Here is a 14,981-nt window from a genome sequence, read left to right on the forward strand (position 1 = left end):
GACTATCCCCGCCCCGGGCCGAGAATCCAAACGGATTCCCGGACCGGGGCGGCGGAGGCGGAGATCAGCCGGTGGAGAGCCGGATCGAGCTGAGCATCTTGTCGGAGACGTCGGTCGGGACCTCGTCCTTCACGCCGGCCGCGCCGACGATCACGAAGCTGGCGAAGTCACCGACGGCGTTCTTGAAGGCGAAGCCGACGGCCTTGCCGTCCGAGGAGCACTTGTTCTCCTTCTTCACGCCCGGCGCGGTCGCGACCGCCGTGTGGCCCTTGAGGCCGGAGGCGGTCGTGTACTCCTTGGGGTCGGTGACCTTCACCGTTCCCTTGGGCTCCTTCTGGGCGTAGGCCGCCCACACCCAGGTGCCGGTGTTGTCGGTCGCCACCTGGGCGGTGTCCTTGGCGCCCTGGGCGCCCTTCACGCCGGTGTCCGCGAGCGAGTACTTCTCCATGGTGCCGTCCGCGTTCTTGTCGACCGTGCACCACTCGTTCTTGAGGGTGGCGGTCCCGGACATCGTGATGGCCGGCTTGCCGTCGGCCTCGTCGTGGATGGAGAGGGACACCCCGGAGTCGTTGACGTTCCACTCGGGGGGCACGTCGTAGGCGACGTTGTACTTGGTGTTGACGACGACCTTCCAGCCCGGGATGACGGGCTGGAGGTTGCCGCCGGCCCGCGGGTTGGGGCTGCTGCCGGCCGGGGCGGGTGTCTCGGAGGCCGTCGGGGAGCTGGTCGCCGGCGGCTTGTCGTTGGCCTCGGTCTTCTTGTCGTCGTCCCGGGTCAGGACGTACGCGCCGGTCGCGGCGGCGGCCACGAAGACGGCGGTCGCCGCGACGATGGCCACGGTCTTGGTCGAGTACGGGCTCCCGCCGCCGCCCTGGGGCTGCTGAGGTTGCTGGGGCGCACCCCACTGCTGGCCGGGAACGCCCGCGGGCGGCTGGTACCCCGGCTGCTGCGGGTATCCGTAACCGGCCTGCTGCTGGTACGGGTTCGGCTGCCCCGACTGCTGCTGATACGGGTTCTGGTGCGCGTCCTGAGGGTTCTGTTCGCCCCCGGGGGGCTGCTGCTGTCCTGGCCACATGGCCGGTAACGATAGTGGGAGCGGACCACGGGAGCCACGGCCGCCCCCGTGCGAGCTCTGGCCAAGGGCATCTACTCGCGGGTAACATCGTGTTCCATGAGCGCAGATCAGATGAACGTGGGCGAACTGCTCGCCGCGACCGTGCCGATGGCCCGCACCCTGAACCTCCAGTTCCTGGAGACCACCCCCGAGCGTGCGGTCGTCCGGCTCCCGGACCAGCCGGACTACCACAACCACGTCGGCGGCCCGCACGCCGGCGCCATGTTCACCCTCGCCGAGTCCGCGAGCGGTGCGATCGTCCTGGCCGCCTTCGGCGACCAGCTCTCGCGCGCCGTGCCGCTCGCCGTGAAGGCCGAGATCGGCTACAAGAAGCTCGCCAAGGGCGTCGTGACCGCCACCGCCACCCTCGGCCGCCCGGCCGCGGAGGTCATCGCCGAACTCGACGCGGGCGGCCGCCCCGAGTTCCCGGTCACCATCGCCATCCAGCGCGAGGACGAGGCCGTGACCGGCGAGATGACCGTCGTCTGGACCCTGCGCCCCAACGCATAGGTTCCCGGCGCCGCAGCGAAGGCCCCCGCCTCTGCCGAGCGGGGGCCTTCGCATGCCCGCGCTCCCGTGCCCGCGCCCCCGTGGCGAGTCGGCTCCACGAAGCGGCGGAACCACGCGATCCACGGACGTGCGAGGGCTAGAGTCCGTCGGACGACGATGGAGGGAGCGCCCGTGGCCAAGGTCAACATCAGCCTCGATGCCGAGCTCGTGGTGGAGGTGATGGTGCTCGCCGGGGTCGGCTCGCCGCAGGACGCGGTGGAGGCCGTCGTACGCGACTACATCGCGCGCGGGCACCGCACCGAGGCGCGGATCCAGCGGCCGGACGAGCCGCGGCGGACCGCCGACACCCTGCCGCCGCTGCCGGAGGGCTGAACCTGAACGTCCCCGGTGGCGCGTCTCGGCGGGGTCCGCGCACGCGCGGCGCACAGTGGGCGGGGGAGCGGTCCGGCGCGGGCCGCTCCCGCCGAACCCGCCGCAGGGAGCGCCGATGAGCGAGGCCGTGTCCAGACGTTCGGCGATGCGGCTGCTCGCAGCGGCGGGCGGGGTGGGCGCGGCCCTCGGAACGGGGGCCTGCGCGCCCACCGTGCCGCCGGGTGCGGTACCCCGCACGACCGGGCCCGCGGCGGGGGCTCCGGCAGGGCCCGCCGCCGGGCCTGCGGGCTCGGGCGCCGCCCGCATCGAAGCCCTGCTGGAGCGGCTCACCCTCGACGAGAAGACCGCCCTGCTGCACGGCGCCCGGGACCCGGCCTCCCTCGGCCAGGCCGGCTACGTGCCCGGCGTACCGCGCCTGGGCATCCCGGCGCTGCGCCTCGCCGACGGGCCCGCCGGCGTACACGTCGCCAAGCCCGCGACGGCGCTGCCCGCGCCGGTCCTGCTCGCCTCCGCCTTCGACCCGGCGCTGGCCCGCGAGTACGGGCGGGTCCTCGGCCGTGAGGGCCGCGCGCTCGGCCAGGACGTCCTGCTGGCGCCGATGGCCAACCTCATCCGGACCCCGTACGCGGGCCGGAACTTCGAGACCTTCGCCGAGGACCCGCGGCTGACGGCGGACCTGGTCGCGGAGGTGGTCCGCGGCGTCCAGGACGAAGGGCTCATCGCCACCGTCAAGCACTTCGCCCTCAACAACCAGGAACACGGCCGCGACACCGTCGACGTGATCGCCTCCGAGCAGACCCTGCACGAGACCGAGCTACGGGGCTTCGAGGCCGCCGTGGCGGCCGGCGCGGGCGCCGTGATGGGCGCGTACAACCGGGTCAACGGCGTCCACGCCTGCGAGAACAAGCCGCTGCTCGACGAACTGCTGCGCGGGAGCTGGGGGTTCGACGGCTGGGTGATGTCCGACTGGAACGCCACCCACAGCACCGTCGCCGCCATCGGCGCCGGCCTCGACATGGAGCTGCCCGGCGGCACCCACTTCGGCGGGCCGCTGCGCGAGGCGGTGCGCGGCGGCTCCGTGACCGAGACCTCCGTCGACCTCGCCGTCCACCGGATCCTGACCATCATGGACCGCTTCGGGCTGCTGGCCGCCCGCCCCGCCGCCCGGCCCGCGCGCAACGCCGCCGCCGGGGCCCGGGTCGCCCGAAAGGTGGCCACCGCCGGAGCCGTGCTGCTGCGCAACGAGGCCGGCACCCTGCCCCTGACCGGGGCCGCCGCGCGCTCGATCGCGGTGATCGGCCCCACCGCCCAGGTGCCGTTCGTCGGCGGCGGTGGCAGCGCCCACGTGGTTCCCGACGGGGCGGCCGCCCCGCTCACCGCCCTCCGCCAGCGGGCCGGGAACGGCTCCACCGTGCGCCACGCCGTCGGCGAGGACCTGTACGGACGGCCGCTCCCCGCGAGTCTGCTGACCCCGGCCGCCGGCCTGGACGACCAGCGGGTGGCCGCAGGGCGGGAGTGGAGCCACGCGGGCGAGTTCCGGCTGGCGGCGGACGACGAGTGGACCCTGATCGTCCACTACACCGGGCAGCGGCCCCTCGTGCGCCTCGACGGCGAGGAGCTGTTCCCCGTCCGGCAGGGCATGGCCGAGCACTTCGCCGGCGGACTGCTCGGCTCCGCACCCGACGGGATGGCCGTCCGCCGCCGCACCCTCGCCCTCAAGGCGGGCCCTCACCGGCTCAGCGTGACCGCCCGGGGCGGGGACGCGGGCCAGCGCTTCCGGCTCCGGCACACCACCGGGGCGATCCGGGCCGAGGACCTCGCCGAGGCCGTGCGGACCGCGAAGTCGGCCCGCAGCGTGGTCCTGTTCGCCTACGAGGACGCCACCGAAGGCCGGGACCGGACCTCCCTGGCCCTCCCGGGCGGGCAGGAGCGGCTGATCGAGGCGGTGGCCGCCGCGAACCCCCGTACGACCGTGGTGCTCAACACCTCCTCTGCCACGACCATGCCGTGGCTCGCCCGCACCGGGGCGGTCCTCCAGATGTACTACCCGGGCCAGGAGGGCGCGGGCGCCACCGCCGACGTCCTCTTCGGCGACGTGGACCCGGGCGGCCGCCTCACCCAGACCTTCCCGGCCGACGAACGGGCGACGCCGGTCGGCGGCGACCCGCTGCGCTACCCGGGCGTGGGCGGCCGGCAGGAGTACGCCGAGGGCGTCCACGTCGGCCACCGCTGGTACGACGCCCGGCAGGTCGCGCCGCTGTTCCCCTTCGGGCACGGGCTCTCGTACACGACCTGGCACTACGAGAAGCTCACGGTCCGGCCGGAGCGCGGCGGGGTGCGCGCGGAGTTCACCGTCCGCAACACCGGCCGCCGCAAGGGCACCGAGGTGGCCCAGGTGTACGTCGGCCCGTCCCCGGAGCTCCAGCTCGACCAGCCGGTGCGCGCACTGGCCGGCTACCGGCGGCTCACCCTGGCACCCGGCGAGGCGCAGCGGGTCACCGTCGACGTCGACGCCCGGTCACTGTCGTCCTGGGACCCGGAGCAGCACGCCTGGGTGCTGGGTTCCGGCCGCCGAGAGGTGTTCGCGGGCCGTTCCTCACGCGAGCTGCCGCTGAAGTCAAAGGTGGTGGTGGGGAGCCGATAGGCTGCCCGTTCGGCGTGTCACAGGGGGCGCGCCGGGACGACACGGGAGGACGTACCGGTGCACATCCAGGAATGGCTGGAGACGATTCCGGCGGTCAGCATCTATCTCCTGGTGGGTCTGGTCATCGGGCTGGAGAGCCTCGGCATCCCGCTGCCGGGCGAGATCATCCTGGTCAGCTCGGCGCTGCTGGCCTCACAGCACGGCGAGATCGACCCCGTGATCCTGGGGCTCTGCGCGATCACCGGGGCGATCGTGGGTGACTCGATCGGCTACGCGATCGGCCGCCGGGGCGGCAAGCCGCTGCTGGAGAAGCTGGGACGGCGCTTCCCCAAGCACTTCGGGCCGCAGCAGGTGGCGCTGGCGGAACGCTCCTTCGAGAAGTGGGGCATGTGGGCCGTCTTCTTCGGGCGGTTCGTGGCGCTGCTGCGGATCTTCGCGGGGCCGCTGGCGGGCGTGCTGCACATGCCGTACTGGCGGTTCCTCGTCGCCAACGTCCTCGGCGGGATCCTCTGGGCGGGCGGCACCACCGCCGTCATCTACACGGTCGGCATCGTCGCGGAGCCGTGGCTGAAGCGGTTCTCCTGGCTGGCCCTCGCCCTCGCCGTGGTGTTCGGCCTCGTGGTGACCCTGGTGGTGCGCAGCCGGATGAAGAAGGCGGCCGCCGAGGCGGGCGCGGCCGGGGTCGAGATCCCGGCGCAGTCGGAGGCGCGGGCGACGGTCGGCGAGTGACGGCGGCGCAGCGGCCGGAGCCGGACTGGTCGAACGAGGGCCGGGAAGACCACTACCACTCGCTGGCGAACGGGCTCGGACGCGCCGCCGAGGCCGGGGAAACGGACCTGGTACGGCGCCTGCTGGCCGAGGGAGCCGAGGTCGACGACTGGGTCCAGGGCGGCCGCAGGGCGCTGGACCTGGCGGCGTGCGCGGGGCACGCGGACATCGTGCGGCTGCTCCTCGCCGCGGGCGCCGACCCCCGGCGCGTCGCCGGACCGTACTACGAGTCGGGGCACCTGTCGCTGGCGGCGATGAACGGGCACACGGAGGTCGTACGGGCCCTCCTCGACGCGGGCGTCGACCCGAACGGTCCGGAGGGGAAGCTCGAGCACGTGCCGCTGGTCCTCGCGGCCACCACCGTGGAGGGCGGGTACCCGGACACCGTGGACCTGCTGCTGGAGCGGGGGGCCGACATCGAGGGGCGGATGAAGGGCAGTACCGCCCTCGACTGGGCGGCCGCCTGCGGATACCCCGCGATGGTCGAGCAGCTGCTCGCGCGCGGCGCCGCGGTCACCAAGGAGACCGTGCTCGGCGCGATGGCGGGCCGCAGGCGCAACGCGGACGGCGGCGTGAAATACGGCCGGCGCGACCGCGACCCGGAGTACATGGCCGTCCTGGCCGCACTCCGGGTCGTGTGGGAGGCCGCCCGTTAGCCCTCCGGGGTGACCGAGGCGCGGTGCTGCTTGGCCAGCTCCACGTACATGAGGGCGTTGATCCGGATGTGCTCGCGCTCCTCCTCGGACAGCTCGCGGCGCACCTTGGCGGGGACGCCCGCCACGAGCGAGCCGGGCGGTACGACCATGCCCTGCGGGACCAGTGCCTGCGCGGCGACCAGCGAACCGGCGCCGATGACCGCGCCGTTCAGCACGGTCGCGCCCATGCCGATCAGGCAGTCGTCCTCGACGGTGCAGCCGTGCACGACGGCGTTGTGGCCGATGGAGACCCGCTCGCCGATCGAGACGGGGAAGCCCGGGTCCACGTGGACCGTGCAGTTGTCCTGCACGTTGCTGTCGGCGCCGAGCGTGATCGGGCCGCAGTCGGCGCGCAGCACCGCCGAGTACCAGATGCTCGCGCCGGCGGCGAGGGTGACATCGCCGACCACGACCGAGGTGGGCGCGGTGAAGGCCGTCGGGTCGATGTCCGGGTTCTTGCCGCCGACACCCGCCACGAGTGCCTGGGCCGCCTGGTGCGTCATGTTCTCTTCCTCTGCCGTCTGTCGGTCGTCCGGGTGCCGCGCCAACAGCACCGTAGGGCACGAGGCCCGGCGTTCCGGCGATGGGGTGAAGATCACAGGATGGTGGTCCGGACGACTGCCGCCCGGCGCATTACCGTGGCCGGGTGCCGAAAAAGCAGAACACGTTCTCATCTCTGACGGCCCTGCGCCGCCGGCTGGCGAGCCGCGCGGTCCACACCGGCTGGCGCTGGATGCAGCGCGCCGGCGCGGTCACCGCGCAGACCCCCGGGCCCCTGCGGTTCGGGGCGATCGGCGACGGCACCCGGCTGGCCTTCCCGCAGGGCACGATCTTCGGCGAGCCCTGGATCCGGCTCGGCGGGCACTGCATCATCGGCGAGCAGGTCACCCTCACCGCCGGGATGATGCCGGACCTCGACCTGGGCGCGGAGCCGATGCTGGTGCTCGGCGACGGGGTCGTCATCGGCCGGGGCAGCCATGTCATCGCCGACGCCCGGATCACCATCGAGTCGAACACCTTCTGCGGTCCCGGGGTCTACATCACGTCCACGAACCACAGCTACGACGATCCGCACGAGCCCGTCGGTCGGCAGTGGCCGCGCAGCGCGCCGGTGGAGATCGGTCCGGGGTGCTGGCTCGGCACCGGCGCGGTGATCCTGCCGGGCGCGCGGCTGGGCCGCAACGTCGTGGTGGCCGCGGGGTCCGTCGTACGGGGCGAGGTGCCGGACCACGCCGTGGTGGCGGGGGCGCCGGCACGGATCGTACGGCGCTGGGAGCCGGAGACGGGCTGGCAGCCGCCGCTGCGCACGCCGGCGCCGGTGCCGATCCCGGACGGGATGACCCCGGAGCAGCTGCGCGGGCTGGCCCGGCTGGCCGAGGCGGAGCAGGCGCAGGTCGAGCCGGCCTAGGTCGTCTCTAAGAGCCGGCCTAGGGGTGTCCGGGGCCGGTCAGGCCGCGGCCAGGAGAACCGTTCCCGCCAAGGCCAGGCCGGCGCCCGCCGCCTGGATGCCGCGCAGCCGTTCCTTGAGCACGGCGAAGGCGGCGAGCGCGGTGACCACCGGGTAGAGCGAGGACAGTACGGCGGCCAGCGTGACCGGGCCGCTCTGGGCGGCGAGGGAGTACGTGCCGTTCGCCGCGACGTCCGCGAGGCCGACGAAGGCCAGGGCGGGCAGCATCCCCCACAGGATCCGCGGACCGGTGCCCGCCGGCAGGGCCGGGACACCGCGCCGGGACTGTGCCCACAGGGCGGCGCCGCCCACGGTGACGTTGGTGACCCGCTGGACGAACAGGGCGAGGAACAGCCCGGTGAGGGTGGTGGACGCCTCCGCGATCAGGGCCATCACCGCGCCGAACCCGAAGGCCGCGACCAGGGTGAGGACGACGGCCTGCCGCTGGACGGGCGCGCCGCGCAGCTCCGGGCCGCCCGCGAGGACGATGCCGACGACGGCCACCGCGATGCCCGCGAACTGGCCGAGGCCGGGCCGCTCGCCCAGGACCAGACCCGCGGTGACGGGCACGACCACACCGAGGGAGCCCAGCGGGGAGACCACGCCCATCGGGCCGAGGGCGAGCGCCTTGTAGAAGCTGAGCATCGCCACCGGCCCGACCAGGCCGGCGCCGACCGCGAACCACAGCTGTGGTCCGGCCTCCCGCCAGGCGCCGGTGCCGAGGACCACCGCGCCGAGCACGAGGACGGCGACGATCTGCGAGACGACGACCACCGTGAGCGCCGGTATCCGGCGGGTCAACAGCCCGCCGCCGAAGTCGGCGAGGCCCCACAGCACGGCTGTGGCCAGGGCGAAGAGGGCGGTCATGGGGGGCCTCGCAGTACAGTGCAGTGAACGGTGGAGTGCAGCATCGAATACACAGCACGATAGTTCAGTCTACTGGACTGCGTCATCCAATATCTTGGACGAAATGGAGTGGGGAGTCCGTGTCCGATCTCGAAGAGCTCACCCAGGCGCTCGCCCGCAACCTCAAGCGGTGGCGCGCGGAGCGCGGCTTCACCCTGGAGGGGCTGGCGGCCCGCTCGGGAGTGAGCCGCGGGATGATCATCCAGATCGAGCAGGCCCGTACGAATCCCAGCGTCGGGACCACGGTCAAGCTGGCCGACGCCCTCGGCGTCAGCATCACCACACTGCTCGACCACGACCACACCCCCCAGGTGCGCGTGGTGCTGCCCGGACAGGGGGTGCGGATGTGGTCGTCCCGGGCGGGCAGCGATGCGAGCATGCTGCTCGGCGACGACCGGCGCGGTCCGGTGGAGATGTGGACCTACCGGCTGGAGCCCGGCGACGGCACCGCCTCTGACCCGCACCCGGCCGGCACCTTCGAGATGCTGCACGTCACGGAGGGGGAGCTGACGCTCGAGGTGGACGGCGAGCGGTACGCGGTCCCCGCGGGCGGGGCCGTCTCCTTCGAGGCGAACCTGCCGCACGCCTACCGCAACGAGGGGCCCGGGCCGATGGAGATGACGATGGCCGTCTCCATCCCGCCCGTCCGTTCCTCGGGAGCCTAGAGCGCCGGGATCTCGATCGCCGGGCAGCGGTCCATGACCATGCTCAGCCCGGCCGCGCGCGTGCGCTCGAAGGCGGCCTCGTCGATCACGCCGAGCTGGAACCACACGGCCTCGGCGCCGACGGCGGCCGCCTGGTCGGCCACCGGCCCGGCCAGCTCGCTGTTCACGAAGACGTCCACCACGTCCACCTTGAACGGGATCTCCGCCAGCGAGGCGTACCCGCGCTCGCCGTGCACCGTCTCGGCCTTGGGGTGTACGGGGATCACGCGCTTGCCGAACCGCTGGAGCACGCGCGCCACCCCGTAGGCCGCCCGGTCCTGGTTGTTCGAGAGGCCCACCACGGCCCAGGTGTCGCCGAGCTCGGTGAGGATCTTGCGGATGGTTGCCGGGTCGCCGTACACGGGCGCCGCCTCCTGTGGTTCTCGTCCGTCGTTCGAGTCTGCTGCCATTGCCGTTCGGCCTGATCAACCGAAAGGACACATGTCCGATTCCCCGTAGGGTGGAGCGGTGAAGGCAGACCAGTACGCGACGGTGGCCCGCGAGGGCGTGCACGAGTCCGAGATCAACCGCTCGCGGTTCCTGTGCTCGCTCGCGCCCGCCGCGACCGAGCAGGAGGCGCAGGAGTTCGTCGCCCGCATCCGCAAGCAGCACCCCACCGCCACGCACAACTGCTTCGCCTACGTGATCGGCGCCGACGCCTCCGTCCAGAAGGCCAGCGACGACGGAGAGCCCGGCGGCACCGCCGGGGTCCCGATGCTCCAGATGCTCATGCGCCGCGACATCCGCTACGCCGTCGCCGTGGTCACCCGCTACTACGGCGGAGTGAAACTCGGCGCCGGCGGCCTGATCAGGGCCTACGGCGGAGTCGTCGGCGAGGCGCTCGACGAGCTCGGCACCGTCACCCGGCGCCGCTACCGCCTGGCCACCGTCACCGTCGACCACCAGCGGGCCGGCAAGACCCAGAACGACCTGCGCGCCACCGGCCGCACCGTGGTGGACCTGCGCTACGGCTCCGCGGTGGAGATCGAGGTCGCCCTCCCCGAGGCCGATCTGCCCGCCTTCGAGTCCTGGCTCGCCGACAGCACGGCGGGCACCGCCGGTCTCACCCTCGGCGGAGAGACGTACGCGCCCTGAGCGCCCCCGGGGACGGGTTAGCGTAGAGGGGTTCAGCGAGCGGGAGACGACCAGGGGGAGACGGCATGCGCGGCGGGGCCGGCGAGTGAAGTTCCTGCACACCTCGGACTGGCACCTCGGCCGGGCCTTCCACCGGGTGAACCTGCTCGGCGCCCAGGCCGCCTTCGTCGATCACCTCGTCGAGACCGTCCGCGAGCGCGAGGTCGACGCCGTCCTCGTCGCCGGTGACGTCTACGACCGGGCCGTGCCCCCACTGCCCGCCGTCGAGCTGTTCGACCGGACCCTGCACCGGCTCGCCGACCTCGGCGTGCCCACCGTGATGATCTCCGGCAACCACGACTCCGCGCGCCGGCTCGGCGTCGGCGCCGGACTGATCGACCGGGCCGGGATCCACCTGCGCACCGACCCGGCCGGCTGCGCCGACCCGGTCGTACTGGCCGACGTACACGGCGAGGTGGCGCTCTACGGGCTGCCCTACCTGGAACCGGCCCTGGTGAAGGACCAGTTCGGCGCGGACAAGGTCAGCCACGAGGCGGTACTGGGCGCGGCCATGGACCGGATCCGGGCCGACCTGGCCGCCCGCGCCCCCGGCACCCGCTCCATCGTCCTTGCACACGCCTTCGTCACCGGCGGGCAGTCCAGCGACAGCGAGCGCGACATCACCGTCGGCGGGGTCGAGGCCGTGCCCGCCTCCGTCTTCGAGGGGGTGGACTACGCCGCCCTCGGCCACCTCCACGGCTGCCAGACCATCAACGAACGGGTCCGCTACTCCGGTTCCCCGCTCGCCTACTCCTTCTCCGAAGTCCACCACCGCAAGACCATGTGGCTGATCGAACTGGGCGTGGACGGGGAGATCGGCGGCGCCGAGCGCATCGACGCCCCCGTACCGCGCGCCCTCGCGCGGCTGCGCGGACGCCTCGACGACCTGCTCGCGGACCAGGCGCACGCGGTCCACGAGGACGCCTGGGTCGAGGCCACCCTCACCGACCCGGTACGCCCCGACGACCCCATGGCCCGGCTCGCCGCCCGCTTCCCGCACACCCTGAGCCTCGCCTTCGACCCCGAGGGCCGCGAGGAGGAGTCCGGCTCCTCCTACGCGCAGCGGCTGCGGGGCCGCAGCGACCAGGAGATCGCCGAGGACTTCGTCGCCCACGTGCGCGGCGGCGGCCGGGCGGACGAGGCCGAACGGGCCGTCCTCCAGGGCGCCTTCGACGACGTACGGGCCGACGACAGCCGTCAGGAGACCCACCGATGAGGCTGCACCGGCTGGCCGTCACCGCCTTCGGGCCCTTCGCCGAGCCCCAGGAGATCGACTTCGACGCCCTGTCCGGCGCCGGGATCTTCCTGCTGCACGGGCCCACCGGAGCGGGCAAGACCTCCGTGCTCGACGCCGTCTGCTACGCGCTCTACGGCTCCGTGCCCGGCCCCCGCCAGGCCCCCGGCACCAGCCTGCGCAGCGACCACGCGTCCGCCGGAACCCCCACCGAGGTCAGCCTCGAACTCACCGCGGGCGGCCGCCGGCTGGAGATCACCCGGCGCCCCGAACAGGACCGCCCCAAGAAGCGCGGCACCGGCACCACCAAGGACAAGGCCCAGAGCCGGCTGCGCGAGCACACCGGCGAGGGCTGGGAACCGCTCAGCCGCTCCCACCAGGAGATCGGCGAGGAGATCGAGCAGCTGCTCGGCATGAGCCGAGAGCAGTTCTGCCAGGTCGTCCTCCTGCCGCAGGGGGAGTTCGCGAAGTTCCTGCGGGCCGACGAGGCCGCCCGCGGCCGGCTCCTCGGCCGCCTCTTCGACACCCGCCGCTTCGCCGCCGTCGAAACCCTGCTCGGGGAGCGCCGCCGGGCCGCCGAGGCCAGGGTCCGGGCCGGCGACGAGAAGGTGCTGCACACCGCGCAGCGGCTCGCCCAAGCCGCCGGGGACAGCGCCGACCTGCGGGCCTGGCCGCTGCCCGGACACCAGCCGGGGGACCCCGGGCTCGCCACCGCGGTCCGTGCCTGGGCAGCCGTCGCCCGGTGCTCGGCCCGGGAACGGCTGGACGTCGCCGAGTACGCGCTCGCCGCCGTCGAGAGCCGCCACCACGCCGCCCGGCGGGCCGCCGAGGACGCGCGCGAGCTCGACCGGCTCCAGCGCCGGCACACGGAGACCGTCCGCCGGGCCGCCGTGCTCGCCGGGGCGGAGCCCGAGCGGGAGCGGGTGCGCGGCCTGCTGGACCGGGCCCGGCGCGGCGCCCTCGTCGCCCCCGCCCTGGAACTGCGCGGCGCCGCCTCCGCCGCCCACCTCGCCGCCGCGCACGCGGAGGCGGCCACCCGCGCCGACCTCCCGCAGCAGCTGAAGGAGGCGGGCACCGAACAGCTCGCCGCCGTGGAACAGCGGCTGCGCGAGGACCTCGGCGCGCTCGGCGCCGCCCACCGGGCCGAACAGCGCAGCTCCGAGATCGGCCGCGAACGGGCCGACCTGGAACGGGAGTCCCGGGCCGCCGAGGAACAGCACCAGGAGTCCGCCGAGTGGCTGGAGCGCTGGGAGACGACCCGGACCGCCCTGCAGGAGCGCGTGGACGCCGCCCAGCAGGCCGCCACCCTGGCCGAACAGCTCGCGGGCCGGCTGGAACCCGCCCGGATGCACCTCAACTCCGCCCGCCGCAGGGACGAGTTCGCTGCGGACGCGGAGCGGGCCGAAGCCGAACTGCTCACCCTGCGCGAGGAGTCGGCCGCCGCCCGGGAGCGCTGGCTGGAGCTCAAGGAGGCCCGGCTGCGCGGGATCGCCGCCGAACTCGCCGAGGCCCTGGTGGCGGGGGAGGCCTGCACCGTGTGCGGGTCGGCGGAACACCCGGCTCCGGCCCGCCCGGCCCCCGGCCACGTGGACCGCGCCGCCGAGGACGCCGCCCACGGCCTCTTCGAGCGGGCCGAGCAGGCCCGGGCCGCCGTCGAACGCCGCCTCGCCGCCGCCCGGGAGGCCCGCGCCGAGGCCGCGGCCGCCGCCGGGGACGCCACCACCGCCGAACTCCTCGCCCTCACCTCGGACCTGAGCGCCCGGCACGCCGCCGCCCACGCCGCGGCCGCCGGACTGCACTCCGCCCGGGAACAGCTCGCCCGCGCCGAACGGGAGCACGCCACGCGCAGCGCCGAGCGACAGGGCGCCGAGACCCGGGCCGCCGCCCGGGCCTCCCGCCGCGAGGCCCTCGACCGCGAACAGGCCTCCCTGGAGGCCGAACTGACCCTCGTACGGGACGGCGCGCCCACCGTCGCGGCCCGCGCCCGCACCCTGGAGGACCGGGTCCGGATGGTCTCGGCCGCCGCCGGGGCGCTGCGCCGCGCCGAGGGCACCGCCACCCGGCTGAAGGAGGCCGACGACCAGCTCGCCGACGCCGCCTTCAAGGCCGGCTTCGACACGATCGAGGCCGCCGCCGACGCGGTGCTCCCCGAGTACGAACGCACCGCGCTCCAACACCGGCTGGACGCCTGGCAGACGGAGGAGGCCCTCCTCGCGGACCGCCGCGCCGAAACCGGCACCGCCGAAGCGGCAGCACAGCCCCCGGCCGAACCGGAGCGGGCCGAGGCGTACGCGGCCGGGGCCGCGGCAAGGCTCCGTACGGCGGGGTCGGCCGCCGACGCGGCCCGGGTGCGCTGCACGGAGCTGGACCGGCTCTCCCGGCAGGCCGAGCAGGAACTGCGCGCGCTCGGCCCGCTGCGGGAGGCGTACGACCGCGTCGCCCGGCTGGCCGGACTCACCGCGGGCACCTCCGCCGACAACGAGCGGAAGATGCGCCTGGAGGCCTACGTGCTGGCCGCCCGGCTGGAGCAGGTGGCCGCCGCCGCGACGGTACGGCTGCTGCGCATGTCCGGCGGCCGCTACACCCTGGTCCACTCCGACGCGCGGGCGAGCGGACGCGGGCGCTCCGGCCTCGGACTGCACGTGGTCGACGCCTGGACCGGCAGCGAGCGGGACACCGCCACCCTGTCGGGCGGCGAGACCTTCTTCGCCTCGCTCGCCCTCGCGCTGGGCCTCGCCGACGTGGTCACCGACGAGGCGGGCGGCATGCGCCTCGACACCCTCTTCATCGACGAGGGCTTCGGCAGCCTCGACGACCAGGCGCTGGACGAGGTGCTCGACGTACTGGACTCGCTGCGCGAGCGGGACCGCAGTGTCGGCATCGTCAGCCACGTCGCCGACCTGCGCACCCGGGTCCAGGCCCAGTTGGAGATCGTCAAGCAGCGCGGCGGCTCCGTGGTGCGCCACCGGACGGCGGCGCTCACGGACTGAGGGGCCTCCGGGGCAGCGGCGAGGAGTAGACGATGCTCGTCGTGACCGGACCGAGGCCGGAGATCCGGCCCGTGACCTCCTCCAGGTGCCCCATCGAGCGGGCCGCGACCTTGAGCACGAAGCAGTCGTCCCCCGTGACGTGGTGGGCCTCCAGGATCTCGGAGGTGGCGTCCAGGAAGTCGTGGAACGGCTTGTAGTTGCCGTGCGGATAGCGCAGCCGCACCAGCGCGAGGATCGTCTTGCCGAGCTTCTCCGGGTCCACCACCGCCGTGTAGCCGGTGATGATGCCGGTCTCCTCCAGCCGGCGGACCCGTTCGGTGACCGCGCTCGCGGACATGGACACGGACCGGGCGAGCTCGGTGAAACTGGCGCGGCCGTCCCGCTGGAGGGCTTCGAGGATGCGCCAGTCGGTGGCGTCAGGGGAATAGTCGGTCATGGTGCAGGTCTAGCAGGGGATTCCCCG

15 protein-coding genes are annotated in these 14,981 nt (G+C 74.2%); 10 read left to right on the forward strand and 5 right to left on the reverse strand.

The window, feature by feature from the left end; genetic code table 11:
* Window positions 1–64: 64 nt before the first annotated feature.
* Entirely contained in the window at window positions 65–1,075 is a 1,011-nt protein-coding gene (locus ACFYZ4_RS37385) for a hypothetical protein (RefSeq protein ID WP_351301489.1), read from the reverse strand.
* 96 nt (window positions 1,076–1,171) lie between these two features.
* On the opposite strand from ACFYZ4_RS37385, the gene ACFYZ4_RS37390 reads away from it, so the two are divergent.
* The 5 genes from ACFYZ4_RS37390 (at window position 1,172) to ACFYZ4_RS37410 (ending at window position 6,064) form a co-directional block, all read left to right on the forward strand.
* Complete coding sequence (locus ACFYZ4_RS37390) at window positions 1,172–1,624, forward strand: DUF4442 domain-containing protein (RefSeq protein WP_181382609.1); 453 nt, start codon at window positions 1,172–1,174, stop codon at window positions 1,622–1,624.
* A gap of 171 nt (window positions 1,625–1,795) precedes the next feature.
* Entirely contained in the window at window positions 1,796–1,996 is a 201-nt protein-coding gene (locus ACFYZ4_RS37395; RefSeq protein WP_351301492.1) for a type II toxin-antitoxin system VapB family antitoxin, read from the forward strand.
* A gap of 115 nt (window positions 1,997–2,111) precedes the next feature.
* A complete protein-coding gene (locus tag ACFYZ4_RS37400) occupies window positions 2,112–4,640 on the forward strand; it encodes a beta-glucosidase (RefSeq protein WP_390786099.1) in 2,529 nt (842 codons plus the stop codon).
* Between the two features lie 57 nt (window positions 4,641–4,697).
* Window positions 4,698–5,369 (forward strand): DedA family protein, encoded by a 672-nt coding sequence (locus ACFYZ4_RS37405; RefSeq protein WP_351301498.1) that lies wholly within the window; start codon window positions 4,698–4,700, stop codon window positions 5,367–5,369.
* A complete protein-coding gene (locus ACFYZ4_RS37410) occupies window positions 5,366–6,064 on the forward strand; it encodes an ankyrin repeat domain-containing protein (protein WP_390786100.1) in 699 nt (232 codons plus the stop codon). Before ACFYZ4_RS37405 ends, ACFYZ4_RS37410 begins: the two co-directional genes overlap by 4 nt.
* On the opposite strand, the gene ACFYZ4_RS37415 is transcribed toward ACFYZ4_RS37410, so the two are convergent.
* Window positions 6,061–6,606 (reverse strand): gamma carbonic anhydrase family protein, encoded by a 546-nt coding sequence (locus ACFYZ4_RS37415; RefSeq protein ID WP_351590640.1) that lies wholly within the window; start codon window positions 6,604–6,606, stop codon window positions 6,061–6,063. The genes ACFYZ4_RS37410 and ACFYZ4_RS37415 overlap by 4 nt on opposite strands.
* Window positions 6,607–6,749: 143 nt before the next feature.
* On the opposite strand from ACFYZ4_RS37415, the gene ACFYZ4_RS37420 reads away from it, so the two are divergent.
* Window positions 6,750–7,511: an acyltransferase gene (locus ACFYZ4_RS37420; protein ID WP_351301507.1), complete on the forward strand. Its 762-nt coding sequence runs from the start codon at window positions 6,750–6,752 to the stop codon at window positions 7,509–7,511.
* A gap of 39 nt (window positions 7,512–7,550) precedes the next feature.
* On the opposite strand, the gene ACFYZ4_RS37425 is transcribed toward ACFYZ4_RS37420, so the two are convergent.
* Window positions 7,551–8,417 carry an EamA family transporter gene (locus ACFYZ4_RS37425; protein WP_384345701.1) on the reverse strand — a complete coding sequence of 289 codons (867 nt, stop codon included), beginning with the start codon at window positions 8,415–8,417 and terminating at the stop codon, window positions 7,551–7,553.
* 119 nt (window positions 8,418–8,536) lie between these two features.
* Between ACFYZ4_RS37425 and ACFYZ4_RS37430 the strand changes: the two genes are divergently transcribed.
* Window positions 8,537–9,121: an XRE family transcriptional regulator gene (locus ACFYZ4_RS37430; RefSeq protein ID WP_351301512.1), complete on the forward strand. Its 585-nt coding sequence runs from the start codon at window positions 8,537–8,539 to the stop codon at window positions 9,119–9,121.
* Here ACFYZ4_RS37430 and ACFYZ4_RS37435 read toward each other — a convergent pair.
* Window positions 9,118–9,522 carry a CoA-binding protein gene (locus tag ACFYZ4_RS37435; RefSeq protein ID WP_351301530.1) on the reverse strand — a complete coding sequence of 135 codons (405 nt, stop codon included), beginning with the start codon at window positions 9,520–9,522 and terminating at the stop codon, window positions 9,118–9,120. The genes ACFYZ4_RS37430 and ACFYZ4_RS37435 overlap by 4 nt on opposite strands.
* Before the next feature lie 106 nt (window positions 9,523–9,628).
* On the opposite strand from ACFYZ4_RS37435, the gene ACFYZ4_RS37440 reads away from it, so the two are divergent.
* The 3 genes from ACFYZ4_RS37440 to ACFYZ4_RS37450 all read left to right on the forward strand — a co-directional run bounded on the left by ACFYZ4_RS37440 (window position 9,629) and on the right by ACFYZ4_RS37450 (window position 14,518).
* Complete coding sequence (locus ACFYZ4_RS37440) at window positions 9,629–10,255, forward strand: YigZ family protein (RefSeq protein WP_351301515.1); 627 nt, start codon at window positions 9,629–9,631, stop codon at window positions 10,253–10,255.
* 85 nt (window positions 10,256–10,340) lie between these two features.
* Window positions 10,341–11,510 (forward strand): exonuclease SbcCD subunit D, encoded by a 1,170-nt coding sequence (locus tag ACFYZ4_RS37445; protein WP_351301518.1) that lies wholly within the window; start codon window positions 10,341–10,343, stop codon window positions 11,508–11,510.
* On the forward strand, window positions 11,507–14,518 hold the full coding sequence (locus ACFYZ4_RS37450) for an AAA family ATPase (protein WP_390786101.1): 3,012 nt from the start codon (window positions 11,507–11,509) through the stop codon (window positions 14,516–14,518). Before ACFYZ4_RS37445 ends, ACFYZ4_RS37450 begins: the two co-directional genes overlap by 4 nt.
* On the opposite strand, the gene ACFYZ4_RS37455 is transcribed toward ACFYZ4_RS37450, so the two are convergent.
* Window positions 14,508–14,954 carry an Lrp/AsnC family transcriptional regulator gene (locus tag ACFYZ4_RS37455; RefSeq protein WP_351301524.1) on the reverse strand — a complete coding sequence of 149 codons (447 nt, stop codon included), beginning with the start codon at window positions 14,952–14,954 and terminating at the stop codon, window positions 14,508–14,510. The genes ACFYZ4_RS37450 and ACFYZ4_RS37455 overlap by 11 nt on opposite strands.
* Window positions 14,955–14,981 lie beyond the last annotated feature (27 nt).

Origin of the sequence: Streptomyces sp. NPDC001513 (assembly GCF_042894695.1) — a bacterium.
Classification (GTDB): Bacteria; Actinomycetota; Actinomycetes; order Streptomycetales; family Streptomycetaceae; genus Streptomyces.

Bases quoted from the DNA above. Each gene is read 5' to 3' on its own strand.
- ACFYZ4_RS37415 (WP_351590640.1), bottom strand. From the start codon at position 6,606: ATGACGCACCAGGCGGCCCAGGCACTCGTGGCGGGTGTCGGCGGCAAG.
- ACFYZ4_RS37450 (WP_390786101.1), top strand. From the start codon at position 11,507: ATGAGGCTGCACCGGCTGGCCGTCACCGCCTTCGGGCCCTTCGCCGAG.
- ACFYZ4_RS37390 (WP_181382609.1), top strand. From the start codon at position 1,172: ATGAGCGCAGATCAGATGAACGTGGGCGAACTGCTCGCCGCGACCGTG.
- ACFYZ4_RS37425 (WP_384345701.1), bottom strand. From the start codon at position 8,417: ATGACCGCCCTCTTCGCCCTGGCCACAGCCGTGCTGTGGGGCCTCGCC.
- ACFYZ4_RS37455 (WP_351301524.1), bottom strand. From the start codon at position 14,954: ATGACCGACTATTCCCCTGACGCCACCGACTGGCGCATCCTCGAAGCC.
- ACFYZ4_RS37385 (WP_351301489.1), bottom strand. From the start codon at position 1,075: ATGTGGCCAGGACAGCAGCAGCCCCCCGGGGGCGAACAGAACCCTCAG.
- ACFYZ4_RS37400 (WP_390786099.1), top strand. From the start codon at position 2,112: ATGAGCGAGGCCGTGTCCAGACGTTCGGCGATGCGGCTGCTCGCAGCG.